The sequence below is a fragment of the Methylobacterium sp. 142-1Y genome (genome assembly GCF_057747795.1).
This window is the reverse complement of sequence record NZ_CM173224.1, coordinates 3,857,560-3,881,511: the sequence shown is the minus strand read 5'-3', so window position 1 is coordinate 3,881,511 and position 23,952 is coordinate 3,857,560. Positions and strand designations below refer to the sequence as shown.

Genomic DNA, 23,952 nt, shown 5'->3' with positions numbered 1-23,952 from the left:
TGAGGGGGTGTTTCCGGAGGAGCCTCACGCGTCGAGACCCCCTCACCCTCGCTCCGGCTACGCCTACGCTCCTTTCGCCCCCGGCAAGGGGGGCGAAAGCCTCTCCCCGCCCGCGGGGAGAGGGGGAAACCCGCGCTCTGTCTCGATGCGAACGGATCGGGGGGACATCGCATGAGTCTTCCATCCGCCCTCGCGGCCTCCGACACCCCCGCCCGCACAGGGCTGGGAGCGCGGCTGGCCGGTGCCGCACCCTTCCTCCTCATCCTCGGCCTGGCGCTCGCGGTGCCGCTCGCCGGCAACGATTACTGGACGCTGATCGCCACGCGGGCGGCGATCTACTGGATCCTGGTCTCGGGTCTCAACCTCGTCGTCGGCTTCGCCGGGCAGCTCGCCATCGGCTATGTCGCCTTGCTGCTGGTGGGCGCCTACACCGCCAGCGTGCTCGCCGCCGGCACCGTCCTGCCGGCGTTCCCGGTCGTCCTGGCGCTCGCCTGCGCTGGCGCCGTCGGAGCCGTGGTCGGGGTGATCGTCGGGCTGCCGGCGCTCCGCCTGCGCACCTTCTACTTCGCCATGACGACGCTCGGTTTCGCCACCATCGTCATGCAGGTGGCGCTCGCCTGGCAGGACGTGACCGGCGGCGGCATCGGCATCACCGGGCCGGAGATGCCCGCGCCCTTCGATTCCCGCTTCGGCTTCTACGGCCTGTGCCTCGCCGGTGCCGTGCTCTGCACCTGGATGACCCTGAACGTCGCGGGCAGCCGCTGGGGCCGGGCGCTGGTGGCGGTCCGCGACGCGGAAGTGGCGGCGGAAGCCGTCGGCATCGCCAAGCCAAGACTCCTTGTCGCGGTGTTCCTGTTCGCCGGCTGCGTCGCGGGCATCGCCGGCGGGCTGTTCGCCTCGCTCCAGACCTACATCACCCCGGACGCCTTCACCTTCGACCTCTCGCTCCTGTTCTTCATCGCGGTGCTGATCGGCGGGCGCGGCTCCGTGCTGGGGCCGCTGATCGGCACGGTTCTGCTCACGGTCCTGCCGGAGGTGGCGGCCCCCCTCGCGGCCTGGTCGACCTTCCTCTACGCGGTCCTGCTCCTCGTCATCGTGGTGGCGTTGCCCGGCGGCATCGCCGACCTCCTCGACCGCGGCAAACGCCGCCCGCTGCCGCCTGAGCGCAGCATCGCCCCGCGGACCGCCGCGCTCCAGGAACTCGCGGGCGGCGCATCGGTCCGGCAGCCGATCACGCTCACGGGCGTGCGCCTGAGCTTCGGCGCCGTGAAGGCGATCGACGGGCTCGACCTCACCTTGCGCCCCGGCGGAGTCCACGGCCTGATCGGCCCCAACGGCTCGGGCAAGACCACGACGCTCAACGTCATCTCCGGCTATTACCGGCCGCAAGCGGGGCAGGTGACCCTCGGCGCCCGCTCGCTGCTCGCCGAGGCGCGGGAGGCCCGCGCGCTCCTGCGCATCGCGCGCACCTTCCAGACCCCGCGGATCGTCGGGGAGGCGAGCGTGATCGAGAACGTCATGCTCGGCGGCAGCGTCGCGGGGCGCGCCAGCCTGGCGGAATCGCTCCTCGCGCTCCCGCGACACCGCGCGGACGAGCGGCGATTGCGCGACCAGGCCCGCCTCGCGCTCCGGGCGGTCGGGCTCGACGGCCTCGACGAGGTCCGGGCCGGGCGGCTCCAGCACAGCGAGCTGCGCTTCCTCGAGATCGCCCGCGCCCTGATGCTGCGCCCGGCCTTCCTGCTCCTCGACGAGCCGGCGGCGGGCCTCTCGGCGCTGGAGATCCAGCGCCTCGGCGGGCTGATCCGGGCGGTGGCGGATGCGGGCGTGGGCGTGCTCCTCGTCGAGCACCACGCCGACCTGATCTTCGCCATCTGCGACGAGGTCACGGTGCTCAATCTCGGCCGGGTGCTCGCCGCCGGCACGCCGGCGGAGATCCGCAGCCACAGGGAGGTGGTCAGTGCCTATCTCGGCGCATGATCCCGAGAGCCCGCCGCTCCTGCGGGTCGAGGGGCTGGAGGCCGGCTACGGCAAGATCCGTGTGCTCCACGGCGTCGACCTGACGGTGCGGGCGGGCGAGGTGGTGACCCTGCTCGGCCCCAACGGCGCCGGCAAGTCGACGCTCCTGCGGGCGCTGTCCGGCCTGCTGCCGGTCGGGGCCGGGACTGTCCGGCTCGGGGACACCCTGCTCTCGGGGGCCGGGCCTCGTGCTGCCGTCCGGGCCGGGCTCTCGCACGTGATCGAGGGCCACCGCGTCTTCACCGGGCAGAGCGTGCGCGAGAACCTGCTGCTCGCCGCCTACGACCTGCCGCGGGGCGAGCGCGAGGCGCGGATCGCGGAAGCGCTGTCCCACTTCCCCGAGATCGCCGCGAAGGCCCACGACAAGGGCGCCTCGCTGTCCGGCGGCCAGCAGCAGATGCTGGCGGTGGCCCAAGGCCTGGTCCAGCGCCCGCGCCTCCTGATGCTCGACGAGCCCTCCGCCGGCCTCTCGCCGGTTCTGGTCGACCGGGTGCTGGAGGTGGTCGCGCGGCTGCGCCGGCAGGGCACCGCGGTGCTGCTGGTGGAGCAGCTGGTCGAGAAGGCCCGCGCCGTCTCGGACCGGGTCTACGCCCTGGCGCAGGGGCGGATCGTGCTCGAATCGGAGGCCGGCGCGCCCGACCTGCCGGAGCGGCTGGAGCGGGCGTATTTCGGCGATGCGGGAATGGTGCAGGCCTGAAGGCCGGCCGCGGCGGTGACGATACCGGGGAAAGGGCATGGCGCGGCCGAACGGGATCAGGAGCCCGCGGCTACAGGATCCTCCGGGCGAACTGCATCACCCTGGCGAACGCCGACCCGACGCATCCGCGCAGGCCCGGCGGCGCGACCGGGAGCCGTCCCGCGAACTCGCCCCGGATCGTCCCGAGAATCTCCGCCACCTGGGCCTCCCGCCCGCTGTCGGGCCCGAGCCGGGCCAGCTCGTTCACCGCCCGGGGCGGCGGGTCGGCGACGCGCGCGGCCCAGTCGGTGCCCCAGACCCGGCGGGCGAGGGCGTCGTTGCGCCGGCCATAGACCTCGCCGACCCGCGCGGTCATCGCCGGATCGAGGGCCCGGAACGGCTCGCCGTCGAAACCGCGCTCGTGGGCCAGGGTCTCGATGCGCTCGGTCACCGCGCGGGTGAGGCCCTGCGCGCCGCCGGCCCCGCCCACCCGCAGGCGGCGCGACACCTCGACGCCGACGGGGCCGAGGCTCGCGTTGGTGCGATAGGCGAGGTCGGCCGGCGTCAGGAGCGGCAGCAGCCGGTCGGCCAGCCCGAGCTCGGCCGCGATCCGCTCGATCAGCGGGGCCGAAGACAGTCGGTCTTGAACCGGCACGAGGTGCACGCGCCACGCGGCGGCCCGCGCCCAGGCCGTGAGGCCGCGCCAGTAATCGAACCGCCGCGCCCGCAACTCGGCCTCGAAGGCCGACGCGAAGGTCCGGGCCTCGCGCAGGAACTGGATCCGCCAAGTATATTGCGATTGCAGGTAGGCCGCCTGCGGGCGCACCGTCATCAGGATCTCGGGCCGGAAGCCCCGGCGCTCGAACAGGCCGCAGAGGAGGCCCGGCGCCCGGTGCCAGGGCGGCAGCTGGCACAGGCTCTCGTAGGAGAGGAGCGCCACCTCGTCCCGGCTCTCGGCAAGCGCCCGATCGAGGCGCGCCATCAGCTCGCTCCGCTCGCGCCGCGGCCGGCGCCCGTCCAGGGTCTCGCCGAGATGCTGGTGGCTGACGTGAGGCTGCGCCGCGGAGGCCGGCGTCAGGTCGGGGTAGAGGAGGCCGGCCCGGTGCAGGTCGTCCCGGCGGGTGTGGAGCAGCATCTGCAGCGACGAGGTGCCGGTGCGCGGCGTGCCGATATGGATGATGGCGCGGCGCATCGGGACCGTCAGCCTCCGTTCGAGGGGGCGGCCCGGTCGGTCGGGGATGCGCGGGGCATCGTCCGGTCAGGGATCATGCCAGATCTCCCATGCTGGGCACGGCGCCGGGCGCGGCAGCCGCGAGATGCGGTCACGCATGCCGGTCTCGCCGAGCGGAGCCGTTGTTCAGGCAGGAATGCGTGCCAAAACCGGGCGATTTTGCGGCATGGCGGACCATGGATCGAGCAAAATCCACGGCCTTGGAAGGAAAAGGCCGGGGCTTGATCGCTTCGCGAGGCGCTATTTGCGTTCGATCGTGCCGGGAATTCGTTTCGCCGATCGGGAGGTTGCGTCGGGTGGAAATGATTTTTTGGCTGAATTGTTATCGAATGTGTTTGCGTCTCGATGCGACGGGTCGGATGTCGGCGGCGCCTGCCTCAGCGCAGGCCGCCGCCGACCACCCCCGCCTCGACGGCGACCGACAGGCGGTCGGTGATCGCCCACTCGACCCCGACATGGGCGTTCGGCAGGACCGCGATGTCGTCGCGCGAGAACGGCATCGAGACCGGGGTCGCCCCGGCCCGGACCGTGCCGTGCACGGCCGCGGCGCCCGCCCGGGCGTAGAGCAGCACGTCCGGCGTGAGCAGCGTGCCGACCTTCACCTGCACTCCGCCGGCGAAGTCGCGGGTGTAGCTCAAGGCCCCATAGCCCGGCGTCAGGCCGCCGGAGGTCGCCGCGAGGTAGTCGAACCCGCCGGAGATGCCGTAGACGAACCGGCCCTCCTGCCACATCCGCCCGCCCTCGAAGCCGATGGTCGGCCCGGCATAGCTGCCGAAATGCCGCGACGACACCGCCTCGAACCCGGTCGACAGCCGGGCATAGGAGCCGGACCAGCGCCCATCCCCGCCGGACCCTTCCTCGAGGTTCTGCGGCCAGGCAAAGACGGGCAGGAACCCGAAGCCGGCGAAACCCTGGGCCGCGGCGGGCGCCGGCCCGAGGGCGGCGAGGCCCAGGGTGAGACAGGCGGTGAGACAGGCCGCGAGGCGGCGGCGGGAGCGGGAAGCGGCGCGTCCGGTCATGCCGCCACGATAGCCGAGAGCGGGCCGCTTCGCACCGGGGGGCACGGCGGAGGTTTGTATCTGCATGGTCCGGCCGAAACATTCCGGGCCGAAGCCTGAAGACCGGTCGTGGGCGGCGGGCGGGCTTCGCCAGGAGAAGCGATCGATCGGAGAAGCGGTCGATTTGGTCGCACCCTAGGCACTGGGGTGGAGTATGTCCTATGTTGATGTCCGAGGGCGACCAAGCCAGGCCCCGGAGACGCCGCGCGTGACCGAGACAGAGGATCCGGGCCGAACCCGGAGGCCGGATTCCGACGGCCCGCCCGCGCCGCTCTGCGTCGTCGCCGTTCCGGTCCGCAACGAGGTCGACCGGATCGGTGCCTGCCTGGATGCGCTGGCGGCGCAGGAGGAGATCGGGCCGGACGCCCTCGGGATCGTCCTCTTCCTCAACAACTGCACCGACGGCACGGCGGAGGCGGTGGCGGCGATTCTGGCCGGCCTGCCGGTCCGGGTTCGGGTGATCACGCGCGATTTCGCCGGGGCGCAGGCCGGCTGGGCCCGGCGCGAGGCGATGGAGGCGGCCGCCGCCTGGCTCCAGGAAGCGGCGCCGGGCGCCGCCTGGCTCCAGGAAGCGGCGCCGGACGGCGTGATCCTGACCACCGACGCCGACAGCCGCGTGCCGCCCGACTGGGTCGCGCGCAACCTCGCGGCCCTGGCGGAAGGAGCCGACGCGGTCGCCGGACGCATCGCCCTCGACGAGGCCGAGGCCGCGCGGCTGCCCGACGCGCTCCACGCCCGCGGCCGGCTGGAGGGCGCCTACGAAGCGCTGCTCGTCGCCCTCGAATCGCTGATCGATCCGGTCGCGCACGATCCCTGGCCGCGGCACGCGACCCGATCCGGGGCGAGCCTCGCGGTCCGGCTGTCCGCCTACCGCGCCGCCGGCGGCATGCCGGCTTTGCCCCTGGGCGAGGACCGCGCCTTCGTGGCCTCCCTCCTGCGGGCGGATGCCCGGGTGCGCCACGATCCCGACATCGTCGTCGTCACCTCGGGCCGGCTCGACGGCCGCGCCCCGGGCGGGGCCGCCGATACGATGCGGGAGCGCTGCGCGGTGCCGGAGGCCCCGTGCGACCCGCGCCTCGAACCCCTGAGAGCCGCCCTGTTCCGGTTCGCCTGGGGACGGCGGCTGCGGCGCCTCCACGCGACCGGGCGCCTCGCGCGGACCGGGCTGTGGGCGCCCTGGCTGCGCGTGCCGCCGCTTGAGGCGCACCGCATCGCCGGCCTCCCCACCCTCGGGGCGGTCCTCGTGGCCATCGAGGCGGCGAGCCCGCTCCTCGCCGCCCGCCCGTTGCGCCCGCGCGCGCTGCCCCGGCAGATCCGCGCGGCCCGCCTCGTGCTCGCCGGATTGCGGCGCGGGGCACAGGGCGTGGGGCTCCTTGGCGCCTTCCGGCCCAGCCCTGCCCGGCCCACCCTCGGCCGCGCGTCCGAGGAGGCCGGCAATGCGTGAATCCGCCCTTCACGCGGTGCAGGGTCAGGCGCCCGACAGCGTCGCCGCCGCCCGCCGGGTCGCGGCCCTGGCGGCCGGGCGGGCCGACGCGAACGATCGCGACGACGGCTTCCCGGCCGAGGACGTGGCCGATCTCGCCCGAACCGGCCTGCTCGCCGCCCCGGTGCCCGTGGGTGAGGGCGGGGCCGGCCTCGGGCAGGAGGCGGGCGCGGCCGACCTCGCCGCGGTTTTGCGCCTCGTCGGCCTCGGCAGCCTGGCCCTCGGCCGGCTCTACGAGGGCCATGTCAACGCGCTCCAGCTCGTTGCCCGCTACGCCGCACCGGCGGACAGGCGCGCCCTGTTCGCGGATGCCCGCGCGGGCCACCTGTTCGGGGTCTGGAACACCGAGCCGCCGGCGGGCGGCCTCGTCCTTGGGCCGGACGGGCGGCTTGCCGGGGTCAAGACCTTCGCGTCGGGGGCCGGGCACGTCACCCGCGCCCTGGTGACGGCGCGGCGTCCCGGCGAGGCCGAGCCGCTGATGCTGGTCGCCTCCCTTGAACCCGGTACGCGGGCCGACCTTTCGGCCTGGCGCGCGCAGGGCATGCGTGCCTCGGCCACCGGCACCGTCGACCTCACGGGCCTCACGCCGCTCGCCCACCTCGGCGGGTCGGGCGATTACCACCGCCAGCCGCATTTCTCCGGCGGCGCCTGGCGCTTCGCGGCGGTGCAGTTAGGCGGCATCGAGGCGGTGTTCGAGGCCTGGCGCGGCCATCTCGCCCGGACCGGGCGCGGCGACGATCCCCACCAGCTCGCCCGGCTCGGCGAGGGGGTGATCGCGCTCGAAGGGGCCCGGCTCTTCGTCGGCCGGGCGGCGGCCCTGATGGCGGAGGAGGCCCTTCCGGCCGAGCGCCTCGTCGCCTTCGTCGATCTCACCCGGCTCGCGGTCGAGCGGGCGGGGCTCGAGGTGCTGGGCCTCGCCCAGCGCTCGGTCGGCCTCCAGGGCTTCCTGCGCGGGCATCCCCTGGAACGGCTATCGCGCGACCTCGCGACCTACCTGCGCCAGCCCGCCCCCGACCGGGCGCTCACCAGCGCCGCCGCCACGATCCTCGCCGCCGACGGGCCGATGGCCGCCCTGTGGGAGCCGCGCTGATGCGGGCCGACGCCGTCCTCGCCGCCGCCGAGGCGCTGCCCGTGCACACGCTCGAAGACCTCGTGCCGGCGGGCGGGATCGTCGTGGTGGCACCCCATCCCGACGACGAGAGCCTCGGCTGCGGCGGGCTCGTCGCCGAGGCCCGCGCCCGAGGAGTTCCGGTGCGTCTCGTCGTGGTGAGCGACGGGGTCGGCTCGCATCCGAACTCGCGGAGCCATCCGCCCGAGCGCCTGCGGGATTTACGCGAATCAGAGACCCTGGCGGCGGTGGCGCATCTCGGGCTTGCGCCAGAGCACGTCGCCTTCCTGCGCCTGCCCGACCGGTTCGTCCCGGCCATTGGCCCCGAGGCCGAGGCGGCGGCCGGGGCGATCGCCGCTGCGGCCCGGGCTTGCGGCGCGGGCGCCCTATTCGTGACCTGGGAGCACGATCCGCATTGCGACCATGCGGCGAGCGCCGCGCTCGCCCGCCGCGCCCGGGACCTGATCTGCCGGGATCTCCGCGGGGATGTGCGCCTCTACGCCTACCCGGTCTGGGGCTGGACGCTGCCGCCGGAGACCGAAATCGGCGCCGCGCCCCGGGGCGTCCGCCTGGATGTCACCCGGCATCTCCCCGCCAAGGCGGCGGCCATCGCCGCCCATCGCTCGCAGACCACCGACCTCATCGCCGACGATCCCGAGGGCTTCCGCCTGGAGCCGGCGATGCTCGCCCGCTTCGCGCGGAGTCACGAGATTTTCCTGGAGGTCGCGCCGTGAGGACAGGATCGTGACCCGCCACACGACCACGCTGCCGCCGGACTATTTCGACGCGCGCTACGCTGCCGATCCCGATCCGTGGAATTTCGCCGCCAGCCCCTACGAGCGCGACAAGTACGCCGCCACCCTCGCGGCCCTGCCGCGCCCGCATTACGCGGCGGGTCTCGAGATCGGCTGCTCGATCGGGGTGCTGACGGCGGCGCTCGCGCCCCGTTGCGGCACCCTCACCGCCCTCGACGTGGCCGAGGCCGCCCTGGCCCAGGCCCTCGCGCGCTGCCGGGACCTGGCCCATCTGCGCCTGCTGCAAGCCCAGGTGCCGGGCGATTGGCCGGAGGGCACCTTCGACCTGATCCTGCTGTCGGAGGTGGTCTACTACCTCGACGCCGCCGACGTCGCCCGCCTCGCGTCCCGTGTCCGGGAGAGCCTGCGTCCCGGCGGCGACGTCGTCCTGGTGCACTGGACCGGCGAGACGCACTATCCCCTGACCGGTGACGAGGCCGCCGACTTGTTCATCCGCGAGACGCGGGACCGTCTCGCCGTCGACCGGCAGGTCCGGACAGAGGCCTACCGGCTCGACGTGCTGCGGGACGGCGGGCCGCCCCGCCGTCCCGAACCTCAGTTCGAGCGCCGCGACAGCGACACCGCGTAGGCCGGCGAGCGGATCGCGAACATCGGGTCGTCGGCCGGGCCGGCGATGCCCTCGGGCAGGTCGACGACGGGATCGAAGGTCGCGGCGTCGCAAGGAGCGTCGGGCTCGATTCCGGTGATCGCCAGGGTGCCGAGCGTCCTCTGCTTGCGCTCGTCCTCCGGCCAGGTCGCGGTGACGTCCGTGGTCGGGTCGTTCGGTTCGGCCAGGATCGCCACGAGGTCGAACTTCGCCGGGCCCCGGGACAGCCGCTCCTTCAATTCGTCGGCGTAGAACGCATCGGGCTTGGCCTTCAGCTCCTCGTCCGAGAGGGTCGCCTTGCCGGCGGCGACGAACTTGAGCTTGGCCGTCGTCTTGTCGCCCTTGGCGTTGGTCAGCGTATAGGCGTGCACCGCCCAGTAATCGGTGCCCGCGAAGCTCGCCGGCACCGGCCGCGCGTTGAGCCATGCCGCCTGGCGGCCGGTTTCGGGGTTCTTCGCCGCGAACGCCTTGATCTTCTCGGCGTCCGGCTTGCCATCCGGCCCGGGCGCCCGGACCTGGAGGAATTCGAGCAGCTGCGCCGGGGTCTTCGTCGAGAAGATCGGGGCGGAGATGGTCACGAAGGTCAGGTCGCCGGCGGGATCCTGCATCCGCATCGCGAAGCCGCGGGTCGTCGGCTTGGTCTTGTCCGAGATCTTGGGGTTGCCGCCGCCCATCGAGAAGCGGGCGGTGACCGGCACGGTCTTGGTGAATTGCGGCGCCTTCGACAGGCTCGCCGCGTCCGAGGCGGGCGTGAAGGTGCCCTTCAGGCAGACGCCCTTGGCGCCGCTCGCCCGCACGCCCTTGTGGTCGCCGCTGACGGCGAATTGCAGGGCGACGATGGCGGCCGGATCGGCCTCCTGGGCCGGCGCAGGCAATATGGATGAGGCCAGCACGGCGGCGCCGGCCAGGACGGAGAAGGACCGGATCATGGAAGCGCTTCCTCGATTGTATCGAGAGCACTTTGAATTGCGCGCAACTTTATGGCAAGTCCAATTCCAAACCGTATCGGGATCGTTTCTTCTCGGTGGCGGGCAGCGTCAGCCGGCGCGCCGGAATGCGGCGACCGCTCCGGCGAGGCGCCGCATCCCCTCGGCGAGCCGCTCCGGCGGGTTGAGGGTGAAGTTGATCCGCATCCCTCGCCGGTTCGCCCCGGCGGCGTCGAACACGCTGCTCGGCGCGTAGCAGATCCCGGCCGCCAGGGCGTGCGGGAGCAGGGCGTCGGTGTCGAGGCCCGGATCACGGGCGGTCGCCCAGACGAACATGCCGCCCACCGGCACCTCCCAGTCGAACCACGCGGACAGGTGGGTGTGGAGCGCGGCGCAGAGCGCGTCCCGGCGCGCGCGGTACAAGGCGACGACGGCCGGGCGGATCGCCTCGATCAGGCCGGTCTCGATCGCCGCGAGCGCGATGCGCTGCGTCAGGCCGCTGGTGCAGAGGTCCGAGCCCTGCTTGGCCAGCGTCAGCGCCTCGATCATCGCCGGGCCTGCGATGATCCAGCCGATGCGCAGGCCGGGCGCGATCTCCTTCGACAGCGTGCCCATGGAGACGACCGGGCCGGCATACGGCGCGCCCGGCGCGGCCTGCGCCGACAATTCGATCAGGCGCGGCAACTCTTCGCCGTCGTACTGCAGGGTACCGTAGGGATCGTCCTCGACGAGCCAGGTGCCGGTCTCGTGCGCCGCCGCGACGAGGGCCCGGCGGGTCTCCAGCCCGACGAGGCGCCCGGTGGGATTCGAGAAGTTCGGCACCGCGTAGGCGAATTGCGCGCCCGCGAGCGCCGCGCGGGCGTCGAAGCCGGGCGCGTCGAGGAGGAGGTTGCGGAACGACGGCGCGCGCGGGCGCCAGGCATCGAGGGCGCCGAGATAGGTCGGGTGCTGGCCGGCGATCAGCCCGCCCTCGTCGAGCAGCACCTTTCCCACGAGGTCGAGACCCTGCATCCCGGAGGTGGTCACCAATACGTTGTCGCGCGTCAGCGGCAGGGCGGGCGAACCGAAGCGCCGGGCGAGGGCGTCGCGCAAGGCCGGCAGCCCCTCGACCGGCCCGTAGCCCAGGACCTCGTCCGGATGCTCGGCGACGGCCCGGCGGGCGATCTCGGCCAGGCGGTCGGTCGGGTAGAGGCCCGGGTCGGGCAGGCCGCCGGCGACGTTGATCAGGTCGGGGATGGCGCCCGCGGCGAGGAAGGTGCGGGTGATCTGGTTCGTGGTGCCCATCCACCGGGCGAAGGCCGGCCGTGTCGGGAGGTGGGGAGGGGAGGGCACCATGGCGGTCGGCTCGTCGGGTTCGGGTGACGCCGCCGATCTACCATTGGATGCGCGAGATGTGACGAGTTCCTCTCCTGCCTCTTCGCGGGCCTATCCACTGAAAGGAGTGGCGCAGGAAATCCCCTCTCCCCGCGGGCGGGGAGAGGAGAGAACCCGCGCCTTTCCTTTACCCGGACAGCATTCCGCCTGCGGTGATACGAAATCCGGAAGTGATCTTCCGGATTTCGTATCACCAGCCCGCGCGGCGCGTGAGCGAAGCCGATTTCCGCATCGCGAAGCGATCAGTCGGAAATCGTATGAAACGAGAAAATCCAGCTATTCCACTCCTAGAGCATTTTCCGAAGAAATAGAAACCGGTTCGTCGCAGAAAATGCGGCATGACAAGGACTTGGAGAGCTTCGCGATTGCAACGCGATCGTGAAGCTCTCTAGGGTTCCCACGATCAGCGCTGTTCACGCCGTTTCGGCGAACATCGCCCCCGGCACCGCCGCCAGGAGGCTGCGCGTATAGGGATGCTCCGGTGCCCGGAACAACGCCTCGGTGCGGTTCATCTCGACGATCTCGCCGCGGTGCATCACGGCGATCCGGTCGCAGATCGTGGCGGCGACGCGCAGGTCGTGGGTGATGAACAGCATCGCGATGCCGAGGCGTGCTTTCAGGTCTTCCAGGAGCGCCAACACTTGCGCCTGGACCGAGACGTCGAGGGCCGAGACCGCCTCGTCGGCGACGAGCACGTCCGGCTCCATCGCGAGCGCCCGGGCGATGCCGATGCGCTGGCGCTGGCCGCCCGAGAAGGCGTTCGGGTAGCGCTCGGCGGCGCTCGGCGGCAGGCCGACGAGGTCGAGCAGTTCGCGCGCCCGGGCCCGTGCCTGGCGGGCCGGGGTGCCGTGGGCGATGGGTCCGCCGGCGATGATCTGCTCGACGGTGCGGCGGGGATTGAGCGAGGCGAAGGGGTCCTGGAAGATCATCTGGATCCGCCGGCGCTCGTCGCGGAGCTCCCTGGTCCCGAGCGCCGTGAAGTCGAGGCTGCCGAGGCGCACCGTGCCGTGGTCGGGCTCGATCAAGCGGATCGCCAGCCGCGCCGTGGTCGACTTGCCGGAGCCGGATTCGCCGACGATCCCGAGGGTTTCGCCGCGACGCAGATCGAAGCTCACCTCCTTCACCGCCGCCACCACCCGGGGCTTGCCGAGGAGGCCCGAACGGGTGGCGTAGGTCTTGGCGAGGTTCGTCACCGAGAGGGCGACCGGCGCCTCGGTGATCGGCTCGCGCTTGGGCGGGGTCAGGCTCGGCACGGCGGCGAGGAGCGCCCTGGTGTAGGCGTGTTGCGGATGGCGCAGGACCGCCTCGGCCGAGCCGGATTCGACCAGCCGGCCGCGCTGGAGCACCGCGACGTGGTCGGCGATGTCGGCGACCACGCCGAAATCGTGGGTGATGAACAACACCGCCATGTTGCGGCGCTGCTGGATCTCGCGGATCAGCTTGAGGATCTGGGCCTGGGTGGTGACGTCGAGCGCCGTGGTCGGCTCGTCGGCGACGAGCACGGCGGGTTCGAGCGCGAGCGCCATCGCGATCATCGCCCGCTGGCGCTGACCCCCCGAGAGCTGGTGCGGATAGGCCCGGACGATCTGCTCAGGCTCCGGCAGGCCGACCTCGCCGGCCAGCGCCACCGCGCGGGCGCGCCTCTCCCGGGGGGTGAGCAGGTCGTGCGCCTCGAACATCTCGGCGATCTGGTCCCCGATGCGCATCACCGGGTTCAGCGCCGTCATCGGCTCCTGGAAGATCATGGCGATCCGCCGGCCGCGCAAGTCGCGCCAGGCGCGCTCGTCGAGGCGCAAGAGGTCCCGGCCCTCGAACAGGATCTCGCCGCCGGCGACCTTCAGCGAGCGCGGCAGCAGACCGGTGAGCGCGTAGGCGCTCATCGACTTGCCCGAGCCCGATTCGCCGACGACGCAGAGGATACGCCCCGGGATCAGGTCGAGGTTCAGGCCCTCGACCGCGTGCGGCCGGTCGGCGCCCCGCGGCAGGGCGAGGGTCAGGTTGCGGATCTGGACGATCGGTTCGCTCATCTCTGGCCCTCTATGCGCGGCATCATTCAAGCGACTTGTGCTGTTCTATGTCTCTGCGCGATTTGCTCGACTGTGTTCTAGCCCCGCCCGCAACCTCATCCTGAGGTGCGAACGAAGTGAGCCTCGAAGGAGGGCTCCAGAAGTCGCCGAGCGAAATGGAGCCCTCCTTCGAGGTCAGCCCATCTTCGATGGACTGACACCTCAGGATGAGGTCGAGGGTGGGATGACGAGTGTCTCGCCGCGCCTTCGTGTGAGGGGGAACGACCCTTCACCCCACCGCCTTCCGCCCCGCCAGGACCGCCGGCCCGGTCTCGCCGAGGTCCCAGAACAGCCCGGCCATCAGCCCCAGGGCCTCGCGGGTCGGGCCGCCGAGCAGGTGCTCGTCGGGCGCGTGCTGCGAGCAGGCCGGGTAGGAATGCGGCACCCACAGCGTCGGGAGCCCCAGGATCTCCGAGAAGGCGTCGTTGGGCAGCGAGCCGCCGAGATTGGGCAGGAGTGCCGGGCGTTTTCCCGTGCTCGCCTCGATCGAGGCGAGCGCCCACCCCACCCACGGATCCTCGACCGGCAGGCGGGTGGCGCGAAACACCTCGCCGCGGGTCGCCCGCACCTCGACCATCGGGAAGCCCTTCGCGTCGAGATGGGCGCGGATCGCCGGCAGCAGCCCCTCCCAGTCGGTGCCGACGACGAAGCGCAGCTGCATCGTCGCCTTGGCGGAGGGCGGCACCGCGTTCTGCGGCCCGTCCGGATCGCCGCACTTGAAGGCCAGGACTTCCAGCGTGTTCCAGCCGAAGACCCGCTCGGCGGGCGTCAGCCCCGGCTCGCCCCAGCCCTCGTCGATCGCCGGCGCGTTCGGATCGCCCCCGACGGTGATGTCGGAAAGCGCCGCGCGCACGCCCTCGGGGATTGGCGGCGGCAGCAGGGCGTCGAGGAGGATTTGTCCGCGCCCGTCGACGAGGCTCGCGATGGCGCTCGCCAGCACGGTGCCGGGATTGCGAAGCAGCCCGCCCCAATTGCCCGAGTGGTGGCCGCCCTCGCGCAGGTTCACGATCAGCTCGAAGGTGTAGCCGCCCCGCGAGCCGAGGAACATCGTCGGCCGGCTCGCCTCGATCCGCGGCCCGTCGGAGGCGATGAGGAGGTCGGATTTCAGCGCCTCGGCCTCGTCCCGGCAGACCTCGCGCAGGCCCGGCGAGCCCGCTTCCTCGCCCATCTCGATCAGGAACTTGACGTTGAACCCGAGTTGTCCGCCCCGGGCCTGCATCACCGCCTCGAGGGCGCCGAGATTGATGAGGTGCTGGCCCTTGTTGTCGGCGGTGCCGCGCCCGTACCAGCGCTCGCCCTCGACCGTCACCGCGAGCGGGTGCAGGCCCTCGCGCCACTGCTCGGGGTAGTTCCGCACCGTGTCGCCGTGGCCGTAGGTGAGCACGGTGGGCAGGTCGTCGCCCTCGTGCCTCGTCGCGATCAGGAACGGCCCGCGGCCCGCCTGCGGGTTGTCGAGGAGGCGGGTCGCAAAGCCGAGCCGCGACAGAGCCGGGATCATGAACCGGGTGAGGTAGGCGGCGAGTGCCGGCCCCTGGTCCGGGGCCTGGCTCTCGGTCGGCAGGGCGACCGCCTCACGGAGCACGGTGAGGAACTGACCGTCGTCGTAATGCCGGTGGGCCAGCGCGATGGCGTCGCGTCGCGACATGGGGGGACTTTCTATGCGCGTGTGAGAAGAGAAGAATTGCTAGATCTCGATCGTCGCTTGGTGGAACCCCGGTTGGCCTCGCTCCATCCCACCCGCGACCTCATCCTGAGGTGTCGGTCCATCGGAGATGGACTGACCTCGAAGGAGGGCTCCAGAAATCTCCGAGCTAACTGGAGCCCTCCTTCGAGGCTGCTTCGCGCAGCGATCTTCGATCGCCGGTCACCTCAGGATGAGGTTGAGGGCGGGACGAAAGGAAAAGCCGACGGAGACATCCTCAATGCCGTCCTTCCGGAGCCGTGATGTCCCGCACCCCGTCGCCCAGGAGGTTGATGCCGAGCACCAGGACCAGCAAGGCCACGCCCGGGATGGTGATGACCCAGGGCTGGAAGAACATGTACTGCTTGCCCTCGGCGATCATCAGGCCCCAGGACGGCAGCGGCGGCTGCACGCCCAGCCCGAGGAAGGAGAGCGCCGCTTCGAGCAGGATGGCGTGCGCCATCTCCAGGGTCGCCACCACGATCAGCGCGTTGAGGATGTTGGGCAGGATTTCTTGCGCGAGAATCCGCACCGGCCCGAAGCCCGAGGCCTTGGCGGCGGCGACGAAATCCTGGCCCCGCACCTGCCGGGTCGCCGCGCGGGTGACCACCGCGAAGCGGTCCCAGAGCAGGAAGCCGAGCACCAGCACCACCACCTTCAGCGAACCGCCGACGAGCGAGGCCATGGCGAGCGCCACCAGCACCACCGGCATGGCGAGCCGGGTGGTGACGATGTAGCTCACCACCGCGTCGACCCGGCCGCCGTAATAGCCGGCGAGCACGCCGAGCGTCGTGCCGATGATCCCCGAGATCAGGGCGGCGGAGAACCCGATCAGCAGCGAGATCTGGCTGCCGTAGATCAGGCGGCTCAAGTAATCGCGCCCGAGCTTGTCGGTGCCGAGCCAGTGCTCCATGCTGCCCTTGGCGTGCCAGATCGGCGGGATCAGCCGGCGCGACACGTCCTGCGCGTAAGGGTCGTGCGGGGCGATGAGGGGGGCGGCGAGCGCGACGAGCACCACGAGCCCGACGAGGCCGCCCCCGATCAGGAAGCCGCCATGGGACAGGCCGCGCCGCAGCGCGATCATCGCGGGAGAGCGAGCCGGAGGCAGGACGGTCTCGGCGGGAGCCGGGACGGCGGGGGAGGCGGGCCGGGTGGTCATGCGCGCAGCCTCGGATCCAGGAGGGCGTTGAGGAGGTCGGCGGCGAGCGTGAGCGCGATGTAGATCATCGCCAGCACCAGCACGATCGCCTGGACGACGGGGAAATCGTTGCGGGCGATCGATTCCCAGGCGAGCTGGCCGAGGCCCTGGAGCGAGAACACCGCCTCGATCACGATCGAGCCGCCGAGCATGAAGCCGAACTGCACCGCGGCGAGCGCGATCACCGGGATCACCGCGTTGCGGAGCGCGTGGCGGATCAGGATCTTGCGCGGCGGCAGCCCCTTGGCCCGGGCGGTGCGGACGTAGTCCGAGGACAGCACCTCCAGCATCCCGTTGCGGGTGAGCCGCATCACCGCCGGCATCGCGTAGTAGCCCAGTGCCACCGCCGGCAGGAGGAAGTTCTTCCAGGATCCGTTGCCGGAGGCCGGCAGCCAGCGCAGGTTGACGGAGAAGATCATGATCAGGGTGAGGCCGAACCAGAAGCTCGGCATCGCCTGGCCCAGCACCGAGACGGCGAGCGCCGTCCGGTCGATCCAGGTGTCGCGGTAGAACGCCGCCAGCACCCCGAGCGGGATCGCCACCAGCAGGGCGACGGCCAGCGCGATGACCCCGAGGGTCAGGGTCACGGGCATCCGGGAGGCGAGCAGGTCGGTGACCGGCTCGGGGAAGTAGAACGAGCGTCCGAAATCGAAGTGGAGCGCGTTCCAGGCCCAGGTGCCGAACTGGACCACGAGCGGCTGGTCGAGCCCGTGCTGCACGCGGACCGCGGCGATCTGCTCGCCCGTGGCCTCCGGGCCGGCGATGGCGGTGGCGAGGTCGCCCGAGAGGTGGAGGAGCAGGAAGCTCGCCACCGAGACGGTCAGCGCGACGCAGATCGCGACGAGGATGCGCCGCAGCGCGAAGCCCAGCATGGCGCGTCCCCTACTTCTTCCACGAGGCCGCGAAGAAGCGCGGTACCTCGTCGGTCTGCGCGGTGAAGTTCAGGTCCGCCGTGAAGGCGTAGTTCGACGGATAGGAGAACATCGGCAGGGCGTAGGCTTCGGCCGCGATGCGCGTCAGCGCCTCCTTGTACTTCGCCTTGCGGACCGCCGGATCGATGCTGGTGTCGCCGGCCTGGAGATCGGCGATCACCGCGGGATCGCGGGCCAGATCCTCCTCGCCGCCACGAAAGTAGGTGCCGGTGAAGGCCGAGACGTCGTTGATCGAGAACGAGCCCCAGGTCTGGTAGCCGATCGAGGTCTTGCCGGCCCGCATCGCGTCGCGCATGGCGGCGTAGCGCAGGTAGTTGAGCTTCGCCCGGATGCCGACGGCGCGCAGGTAGCCGATCACGGCCTCGGCATAGTCGCGCTCGCGATAGGCGGAGAGGTCGATGTCGATGCCGTTGCCGTAACCGGCCTCCTTGAGGAGCGCCCGCGCCTTGGCGGGATCGTAGGCGTAAGTGGGCACGCCCTCCTCGGTGCAGCCGAACTGCTCGATGAAGCAGAGCGCGTTCATCACCCGGGAGCCGCCGCGCACCAGGTTGTCGACCATCGCCTTGCGGTCGATGGCGTGGGCGATCGCCTGGCGCACCCGCACGTCCTTGAGCGGCGAGTTCTCCATCGCGCGGCCCGCTACGTCGAATTGCAGGAAGCCGACCCGCATCGTCTCGGCGGAGACCACCGTCAGGGTGGGATCGCGCTTGAGCTGCTCGGCCTGGTCGGTCGGCACCCGCCAGATCCAGTCGACGCCGCCGGTCATCAATTCGGCCATCCGGCTGTCGCCGTCGGGGATGATGCGGAATTCGAGCTTGCCGATCTTCGCCTGCCCGATCGGGCTGCCCGGCCAGTACTTGTCGTTGCGCACCATCTTCACGCCCTTGCCGCTCTCGGTCGAGACGATGCGGTAGGGGCCGGTGCCGACCGGCGCCTTGCTGAAGCCGGCCAGACCCACTCGTTTGAAGTAGGCGGCGGGCAGGATCGGGGTCGGGCCGGCGAGGTATTCGAGGGCGGCCGGGAACGGCGCCTTGAGGTGGATGCGCACGCTGTGCGGGCCGGTCACCTCGGTCGACTTCATCCAGTCGACGTTGCCCTTGGTGACGACCTTGGCCTCGGGCGTCAGCACGTAGTTGAACGTGAAGGCGACATCCTCGGGCGTCAGCGGATCGCCGTTGTGAAAGGTCACGCCGTCGCGGATCGTGAGGTCGAGCGTCACCGGATCGACCCAGGTCCAGGCGGTGGCCAGCATCGGCTGGTGCTCGCCGGTCTTCGGGTCGCGGTAGAGGAGCGTGTCCCAGACGTTGCGGGCCAGGATCACACCCTCGCGCAGGTTGTTGTGGTAGGGGCTCAGGTTCTCCGGCTCGCTGTCGGAGGCGTAGACCAGGGTGTCGTTGGCCTTGCCGGCCAGCGCAGGTCCCGCGATCCCGGCGAGGAGGAGGCCCGTCAGGAGGGCGCCGGCCCTGCGCATCCGTCCCGTCTGCATGAGGCGCGTCCGTTCCTTGCCTACCCGCACTTGGCCCGCTTCGATCCGTGTCGACATGTCGGCTCCGCCTCGTCGGGGGCAGCGTGGGCGTCTCCACCCGTCATGTTGCACTGCCGCAAAATTCACCCTGCCAGGATGTTGCGCAGAACCGATCGCAGCAAGTCGAATTTTTCGATAGGATCGTTGCCGAAACGGCAAGGCATGGGGTGGCGATGCAGACGACGGCGTTGCGCTACTTCCTGGCGGTCGCCCGCGAGGGCACGATCGCGGCGGCCTCCGCCCGGCTCAACGTCGCGCCCTCGGCGATCAGCCGGCAGATCGCCAACCTGGAGGCGGAGCTGGCCTGCCCCCTGTTCGAGCGGCGGCCCCGCGGCATGGTGCTGAGCCAGGCCGGCGAGCTGCTGGCCCGCCACGCCCATCAGGTATTGGCGAGCGCCGAGCAGGTCGTCACCGAGATCCAGGAACTGGAGGGGCTGCAGCGCGGCCTGGTGCGCATCGCCACCACCGAGGCCTTCGCCATCGACCTCGTGCCGGGCGTGATCGCAGCGTTCCATGCCCGCCATCCGGGCATCCGCTTCGAGCTGAGCGCGCTGCCGCCGGGCCAGGCGACCCAGAGGGTGGTGCAGGGCGAGGCCGATATCGGGCTCACCTTCAGCCTGGAGCCCTCCACCGACACGGCGGTGGCCTACCGCAACAGCCTCGACATGGTGGCCCTGTGCGCGCCCGACCATCCGCTCGCCGAACGAAGACTGATCGGGCTCACCGACCTCGCCGCCTATCCGGTCGCGCTCCTGCCCCGGGACACGACCCTGCGCACCATCCTCGACGCGGCCTGCGCGGCGGAGGGCATCGCCATCGAACCGGTGCTCAGCGCGAACGTGCTCTCGGCCATCCTGCCCTTCGTGCGCGTCACAAGCGGCCTGACCCTGATGTCGTCGATCGCGCTCCAGGGCCAGGTCGGGCGCGGCGAGTTCCGGGTGCTGCCGATCCGGTCCCGCCGCAGCCTGGCCCGCGGCATCGAGGTCCAGACCATGCGCGACCGGCGCCTGCCGCGGGCGGTGCAGGCCTTCCTGTCGGTGCTGGTGGCGGCGTTGCCGCCTATGGGGGATGGCGACGGTACCGCCAGGGGCTCGACCGATGTTTAAGTCAATTTTAATAATGTCATTGGGTTGCCTAGTCCGAATGGACGATATACTCGTTCTTGCCAAGTGATCTGGGCGCTATATATCGGCGAATGACTGTTGTTCCCTGTCTGGAAACCGTTCGTCATGTCGGGTCGAACTCCTGGGCTTCCTGCGATGTCCCTGGCCATGCGCAGCAGCCTGATCGGGATCGTCATCCTCTTGCTGGCGATCGGCGGTGTGGTCGGCAGCATCATGCGCGAGGTCGAGGCGGAGATGCTGCGCCACGCGACGGACACCCTCGGCGGCAACCTCCGCCTGCTCAGGCAGACCCTGGCCGACGAGGGCGGCGCGCCGCATTTCGCGCTGCGGGACGGTCGCCTGGCGATCGGATCGCACGTCGTCGGCCCCGCCGACCCGGCGGTGGACCGGGTGCGCGACATCCTCGGCGGCACGGCGACGGTGTTCCAGGGCGATCGGCGGATCGCCACCAACGTGGTCAATCCCGACGGGTCCCGCGCCGTCGGCACCACCCTGGCGCAGGGGCCCGTCTACCAGGCGGTGCTGGTGCGGGGCGAGACCTTCCGCGGCGAGGCGACCATCCTGGGCGTTCCGTACCTGACCATCTACGAGCCGATCCGGGATGCCGGCGGTTCGGTGATCGGGGTCCTCTATGCCGGCGTCAAGAAGGGCGACTACTACGCCCTGATCGATCGCCTGAAGGCCCAGTCGGCCGGCTTCGGCCTCGTGCTGGCGCTGGCCGGCGCCGTCGTGCTGTGGCTCAGCCTGCGCCGGGCCGTCGCGCCCCTGCGCCAGCTCGACGCGGCGATGCGCCGGCTGGCGGCGGGGGACGCCACGACCGCGATCCCCGGCGCCGGGCGGCGCGACGAGGTCGGCGCGATGGCCGCCGCCGTGCAGGTGTTCAAGGAGGGCATGGTGCGGACCAGGGCTCTGGAGGAGGAGACGGCGCTCGCCCGCGCCTCGGCCGAGGCGCAGCGCCGCGCCGGCATGCGTGAGATGGCCGAGGCGTTCGAGCGGTCGGTCGGCGGGATCCTCTCCCAGGTCTCGGCCTCCGCGACCGACCTCCAGGACACCGCCATGACCATGAACGCGACCGCGACGGCGACCGCCGCCCGGTCCACCGCCGTGTCGAATGCGGCCGAGGAGGCCTCCTCGAATGTCGGCACCGTGGCGGCGGCCACCGAGCAGCTCGGCGCCTCGGTCGAGGAGATCGGCCGCCAGGTCGACGGGTCGGCCCGGCTGACCCGGGCGACGGTCGCGGAGGTCGGCGAGAGCGCGGCCCGCGTCCAGGCTCTGGCGGAGGCCGCTTCGCGCATCGGCGACGTGGCTGGGCTGATCTCGTCCATCGCCGCCCAGACCAACCTGCTCGCGCTCAATGCCACCATCGAGGCGGCCCGCGCGGGATCCGCCGGCCGCGGCTTCGCGGTGGTGGCGGCGGAGGTGAAGGCGCTCGCCGGCCAGACCGCACGGGCGACCGAGGAGATCACCACTCAGATCGCGGCGATCCAGGCCTCGACCGGTCGCGCGGCGGGGGCGATCGGCGGCATCACGGTGCGGATCGAGGAGATCTCGGGCGTCGCCGCCTCCATCGCTGCGGCGGTGGAGCAGCAGGGCGCGGCGACCCGGGAGATCGTCCGCAACGTCGTGGAGGCTGCGGCCGGGACCGGCGCGGTGACGGCCAACATCGTCGGGGTGGCGGAGGCCGCCGAGGAGACCGGGGCGGCGGCGGGCCAGGTGCTGTCGGCGGCCTCCACCCTGTCGCGTCACTCCGCGCATCTCTCGGCGGAGGTGGCGCGCTTCCTCGACACCGTGCGGGCGGCGTGACGGCGGGGCGGCGGAGTTGACGGGCCGTCCCCGCCCGCGGATGATCGCCGCCATGCCTGCTGGCGATTCCTCGACCGCGATGGCGGCCCCGGACCGATGACCTCGATCGCCGGCCTGCCCGACTTTCTCCTCTATCTCGGTACCGCCGCGGGCCTGACCGGCCTGTACCTCGCCGTCTACACCCTCGCCACGGCGCATAACGAGCTGGCGCTGATCCGCCGGGACGTGACGGCGGCCTCGGTGTCGCTCGGCGGCAGCCTCCTCGGCTTCGCCCTGCCGCTGGCGGTGGCGATCTACAATGCGGCGTCCGTGCTCGACTGCCTGGTCTGGGGCCTCGTCGCCCTGGTGGTGCAGATCGCGGTCTACTGGCTCGTCCGCCTCGTCCTGCCGGACCTGTCGCGGCGGATCGAGGAGGACCGGATGGCGGCGGCCGTCCTGCTCGGCGCCGCCGCCCTGGCCGGCGGCGTGCTCAACGCCGCCTCGATGACCTATTGAGGGTCGCATGAGCGCTGAGGTCTCATGAGTGCTCTTGCCCCGGACCCGGCCCGCCGCTCCAAGCGCTCGGCCACGATCTCCCTGGTGCTCGTCGCCGGTGCCGGCGCCGCGGCCTTCGCGCTGGCCCGCCTCGATTCCTCGCAGCGGGACGAGGACGTGTTGGTCTACGGCAGCTTGGGCGCCTGCATCGCCGAGCGGGTGCGCAGCGCCCAGGCCTGCACGGAGGCCGAGGCGGCGGCCCGCGCCGCCTACGCGGCGAGCGCGCCGCGCTACGAGACCCTGGCCGATTGCGAGCGCCATCACGGCCCCGGCGGCTGCGTCCCGGGCGAGACGGTGACGGCGGCGGCGCAAGGGCGCTTCCTCCCGGCGATGGCCGCTTTCATGATGGGGCGGACCGACGAGCAGGACCTGCCGGTCCAGCCGCTCTACGCCCACGCCCCGCAGGAGGAGCGGCACGCTCATGGCGGCGGATATGCCGGCGGCTACTGCACCGGCTCGGGCGCCCGGATTTTTTCCGCGGGCGGCGGCTCGCGGGCCCATGTCCCAGCCAGCGTTGCCCGCAGCACCGCCTCGACGCCCCGCACCATCGCCCGCGGCGGCTTCGGCGGGACCGGGCGGGCGGTCGCGGCGGCAAGCAGCGGACCAAGTAGCGGGCACGGATCCGGGGGCGGCTGATGCGCCGCGTCGCCAGCCCCGAGCGGCCGGACTGGCGCGAGCACGCGGCCTGCGCCGGGTTCCACTTCCACTCCTTCGACGGCGCGCCCTACTGGGACGAGAGCGCGCATTACGCCTTCAGCCTCGCGGAGATCGAGCGGGACATCGAGGAGCCGAGCCGCGAGTTGCACGCGCTCTGCCTCGCCTTCGTCGAGCGGGCGGTGGAGGACGGCGCGATCCTCGCCTCCCTGGCGATCCCCGACCACGCCTGGGACGCGATCCGGACGAGCTGGCGCCGGCGCGACCCCGGCCTCTACGGCCGCCTCGACCTCAGCTATGGCGGTGCCGGCACCGGGCCGGCGAAGCTCCTGGAATACAACGCCGACACGCCGACCGCGCTTTACGAGAGCGCGGTGTTCCAGTGGCTCTGGCTCGAGGATGGCCTCGCCCGGGGCCGCCTGCCTTCGGGCTCAGACCAGTTCAACGCGCTGCACGAGCGGCTGGTCGCGCGTCTCGCGACCGTCGCCGTCACCCTCCGCACCCCCGGCATCGCCTTCGCGGCCTTTGCCGACGCGCCGGAGGATCGCGGCACGGTCGCCTACCTCCAGGATTGCGCCCTCCAGGCCGGCCTGTCCGCGCCGTTCCTGCCGGTCGAGGCGATCGGGCTCGATGCCGAAGGCTGGTTCGTCGATGGGGCCGGGCACCCGATCGAGGCTCTGTTCAAGCTCTATCCGTGGGAATGGATCTTTGCCGATCCGTTCGGCCGCGCGGTCGGTCCCTCGCCGACCCGCTTCATCGAGCCGCCCTGGAAGGCGGTCCTCTCCAACAAGGGAATGCTCGCCCATCTCTGGGCGATGGCGCCGGGCCATCCGAACCTGCTGCCGGCCTTCTTCGAGGCGGATCCGGCCAAGGCCGCCCTCGGCGGGAGCTTCGTCAGGAAACCGATCCATGCCCGGGAGGGCGCCAACGTCCTGATGGTGCAGGACGGCGCCGTCGCGGCGCGGGAGGAGGGGCCGTACGGGGCCGAGGGCTTCATCCGCCAGGGCCTCGCGACGCTGCCGTGCTTCGACGGGCGCCACGCCTTGATCGGCAGCTGGATCGTCGGCGACGAGCCCGCGGGCTTATGCCTGCGCGAGGGCGACGGGCCGATCACCACGGACCGGGCCCGCTTCGTGCCGCACATCATCGACCCGTGACCGGC

The 23,952-nt window shown here is 71.9% G+C and carries 20 protein-coding genes and 1 pseudogene; 12 read left to right on the top strand and 9 right to left on the bottom strand.

Annotated elements, in window-relative coordinates; all coding sequences use genetic code 11:
* The first annotated feature begins 171 nt into the window (after nt 1-171).
* Nucleotides 172-1,977 (top strand): branched-chain amino acid ABC transporter ATP-binding protein/permease, encoded by a 1,806-nt coding sequence (locus AC3AOF_RS17760; protein WP_488346051.1) that lies wholly within the window; start codon nt 172-174, stop codon nt 1,975-1,977.
* 79 nt (nt 1,978-2,056) lie between these two features.
* Nucleotides 2,057-2,713 (top strand): annotated as a pseudogene (locus AC3AOF_RS17755) (ABC transporter ATP-binding protein); the annotation flags it as partial.
* A 70-nt stretch (nt 2,714-2,783) separates the two neighbouring features.
* Here AC3AOF_RS17755 and AC3AOF_RS17750 read toward each other — a convergent pair.
* Both AC3AOF_RS17750 and AC3AOF_RS17745 read right to left on the bottom strand, forming a co-directional pair.
* Nucleotides 2,784-3,884, bottom strand: a complete 1,101-nt coding sequence (locus AC3AOF_RS17750; RefSeq protein WP_488346050.1) for a hypothetical protein — start codon at nt 3,882-3,884, stop codon at nt 2,784-2,786.
* A gap of 416 nt (nt 3,885-4,300) precedes the next feature.
* Complete coding sequence (locus AC3AOF_RS17745) at nt 4,301-4,942, bottom strand: outer membrane protein (RefSeq protein ID WP_236989605.1); 642 nt, start codon at nt 4,940-4,942, stop codon at nt 4,301-4,303.
* Nucleotides 4,943-5,189: 247 nt separating this feature from the next.
* On the opposite strand from AC3AOF_RS17745, the gene AC3AOF_RS17740 reads away from it, so the two are divergent.
* Genes AC3AOF_RS17740 through AC3AOF_RS17725 form a run of 4 tightly spaced genes read left to right on the top strand, consistent with a single transcriptional unit; the run spans nt 5,190 to nt 8,955 of the window.
* A complete protein-coding gene (locus AC3AOF_RS17740; RefSeq protein ID WP_488346049.1) occupies nt 5,190-6,425 on the top strand; it encodes a glycosyltransferase family 2 protein in 1,236 nt (411 codons plus the stop codon).
* Nucleotides 6,418-7,554, top strand: a complete 1,137-nt coding sequence (locus AC3AOF_RS17735; RefSeq protein ID WP_488346048.1) for an acyl-CoA dehydrogenase family protein — start codon at nt 6,418-6,420, stop codon at nt 7,552-7,554. Before AC3AOF_RS17740 ends, AC3AOF_RS17735 begins: the two co-directional genes overlap by 8 nt.
* A complete protein-coding gene (locus AC3AOF_RS17730) occupies nt 7,554-8,306 on the top strand; it encodes a PIG-L deacetylase family protein (protein ID WP_488346047.1) in 753 nt (250 codons plus the stop codon). Before AC3AOF_RS17735 ends, AC3AOF_RS17730 begins: the two co-directional genes overlap by 1 nt.
* A 7-nt stretch (nt 8,307-8,313) precedes the next feature.
* Nucleotides 8,314-8,955: a class I SAM-dependent DNA methyltransferase gene (locus AC3AOF_RS17725; RefSeq protein ID WP_236992755.1), complete on the top strand. Its 642-nt coding sequence runs from the start codon at nt 8,314-8,316 to the stop codon at nt 8,953-8,955.
* Here the strand turns inward: AC3AOF_RS17725 and AC3AOF_RS17720 are convergent.
* Both AC3AOF_RS17720 and AC3AOF_RS17715 read right to left on the bottom strand, forming a co-directional pair.
* Nucleotides 8,922-9,902 (bottom strand): catalase family peroxidase, encoded by a 981-nt coding sequence (locus AC3AOF_RS17720; protein ID WP_488346046.1) that lies wholly within the window; start codon nt 9,900-9,902, stop codon nt 8,922-8,924. The genes AC3AOF_RS17725 and AC3AOF_RS17720 overlap by 34 nt on opposite strands.
* Before the next feature lie 108 nt (nt 9,903-10,010).
* Complete coding sequence (locus AC3AOF_RS17715; protein ID WP_488346045.1) at nt 10,011-11,234, bottom strand: aminotransferase-like domain-containing protein; 1,224 nt, start codon at nt 11,232-11,234, stop codon at nt 10,011-10,013.
* Between AC3AOF_RS17715 and AC3AOF_RS17710 the strand changes: the two genes are divergently transcribed.
* Entirely contained in the window at nt 11,233-11,655 is a 423-nt protein-coding gene (locus AC3AOF_RS17710; RefSeq protein ID WP_488346044.1) for a hypothetical protein, read from the top strand. The two genes, AC3AOF_RS17715 and AC3AOF_RS17710, sit on opposite strands and share 2 nt — an antisense overlap.
* Nucleotides 11,656-11,686: 31 nt before the next feature.
* Here AC3AOF_RS17710 and AC3AOF_RS17705 read toward each other — a convergent pair whose 3' ends face one another.
* From AC3AOF_RS17705 to AC3AOF_RS17685, 5 genes are all read right to left on the bottom strand, one after another.
* On the bottom strand, nt 11,687-13,300 hold the full coding sequence (locus AC3AOF_RS17705) for an ABC transporter ATP-binding protein (RefSeq protein WP_236989612.1): 1,614 nt from the start codon (nt 13,298-13,300) through the stop codon (nt 11,687-11,689).
* A 268-nt stretch (nt 13,301-13,568) separates the two neighbouring features.
* Nucleotides 13,569-14,984 (bottom strand): M20 family metallopeptidase, encoded by a 1,416-nt coding sequence (locus AC3AOF_RS17700; protein WP_488346043.1) that lies wholly within the window; start codon nt 14,982-14,984, stop codon nt 13,569-13,571.
* Nucleotides 14,985-15,258: 274 nt separating this feature from the next.
* Entirely contained in the window at nt 15,259-16,179 is a 921-nt protein-coding gene (locus tag AC3AOF_RS17695) for an ABC transporter permease (protein WP_488346042.1), read from the bottom strand.
* The gene (locus AC3AOF_RS17690; protein WP_488346041.1) at nt 16,176-17,090 is read right to left on the bottom strand and encodes an ABC transporter permease; all 915 of its coding nucleotides are present in this window, start codon (nt 17,088-17,090) and stop codon (nt 16,176-16,178) included. The genes AC3AOF_RS17695 and AC3AOF_RS17690 overlap by 4 nt, the downstream gene beginning before the upstream one ends.
* 10 nt (nt 17,091-17,100) lie before the next feature.
* Nucleotides 17,101-18,621: an ABC transporter substrate-binding protein gene (locus tag AC3AOF_RS17685; RefSeq protein ID WP_236992756.1), complete on the bottom strand. Its 1,521-nt coding sequence runs from the start codon at nt 18,619-18,621 to the stop codon at nt 17,101-17,103.
* A gap of 227 nt (nt 18,622-18,848) precedes the next feature.
* Here AC3AOF_RS17685 and AC3AOF_RS17680 point away from each other — a divergent pair, with 227 nt between their 5' ends.
* The 5 genes from AC3AOF_RS17680 to AC3AOF_RS17660 all read left to right on the top strand — a co-directional run bounded on the left by AC3AOF_RS17680 (nt 18,849) and on the right by AC3AOF_RS17660 (nt 23,947).
* On the top strand, nt 18,849-19,781 hold the full coding sequence (locus AC3AOF_RS17680) for a LysR family transcriptional regulator (protein WP_236992757.1): 933 nt from the start codon (nt 18,849-18,851) through the stop codon (nt 19,779-19,781).
* Between the two features lie 165 nt (nt 19,782-19,946).
* Entirely contained in the window at nt 19,947-21,602 is a 1,656-nt protein-coding gene (locus tag AC3AOF_RS17675) for a methyl-accepting chemotaxis protein (protein ID WP_236989616.1), read from the top strand.
* Nucleotides 21,603-21,698: 96 nt separating this feature from the next.
* Nucleotides 21,699-22,097, top strand: coding sequence for a DUF350 domain-containing protein (locus AC3AOF_RS17670; protein WP_236989617.1), 399 nt, complete (start codon nt 21,699-21,701; stop codon nt 22,095-22,097).
* A gap of 24 nt (nt 22,098-22,121) precedes the next feature.
* The gene (locus tag AC3AOF_RS17665; protein ID WP_488346040.1) at nt 22,122-22,772 is read left to right on the top strand and encodes a DUF1190 domain-containing protein; all 651 of its coding nucleotides are present in this window, start codon (nt 22,122-22,124) and stop codon (nt 22,770-22,772) included.
* Nucleotides 22,772-23,947 carry a glutathionylspermidine synthase family protein gene (locus AC3AOF_RS17660; protein ID WP_488346039.1) on the top strand — a complete coding sequence of 392 codons (1,176 nt, stop codon included), beginning with the start codon at nt 22,772-22,774 and terminating at the stop codon, nt 23,945-23,947. Before AC3AOF_RS17665 ends, AC3AOF_RS17660 begins: the two co-directional genes overlap by 1 nt.
* Nucleotides 23,948-23,952: the final 5 nt, after the last annotated feature.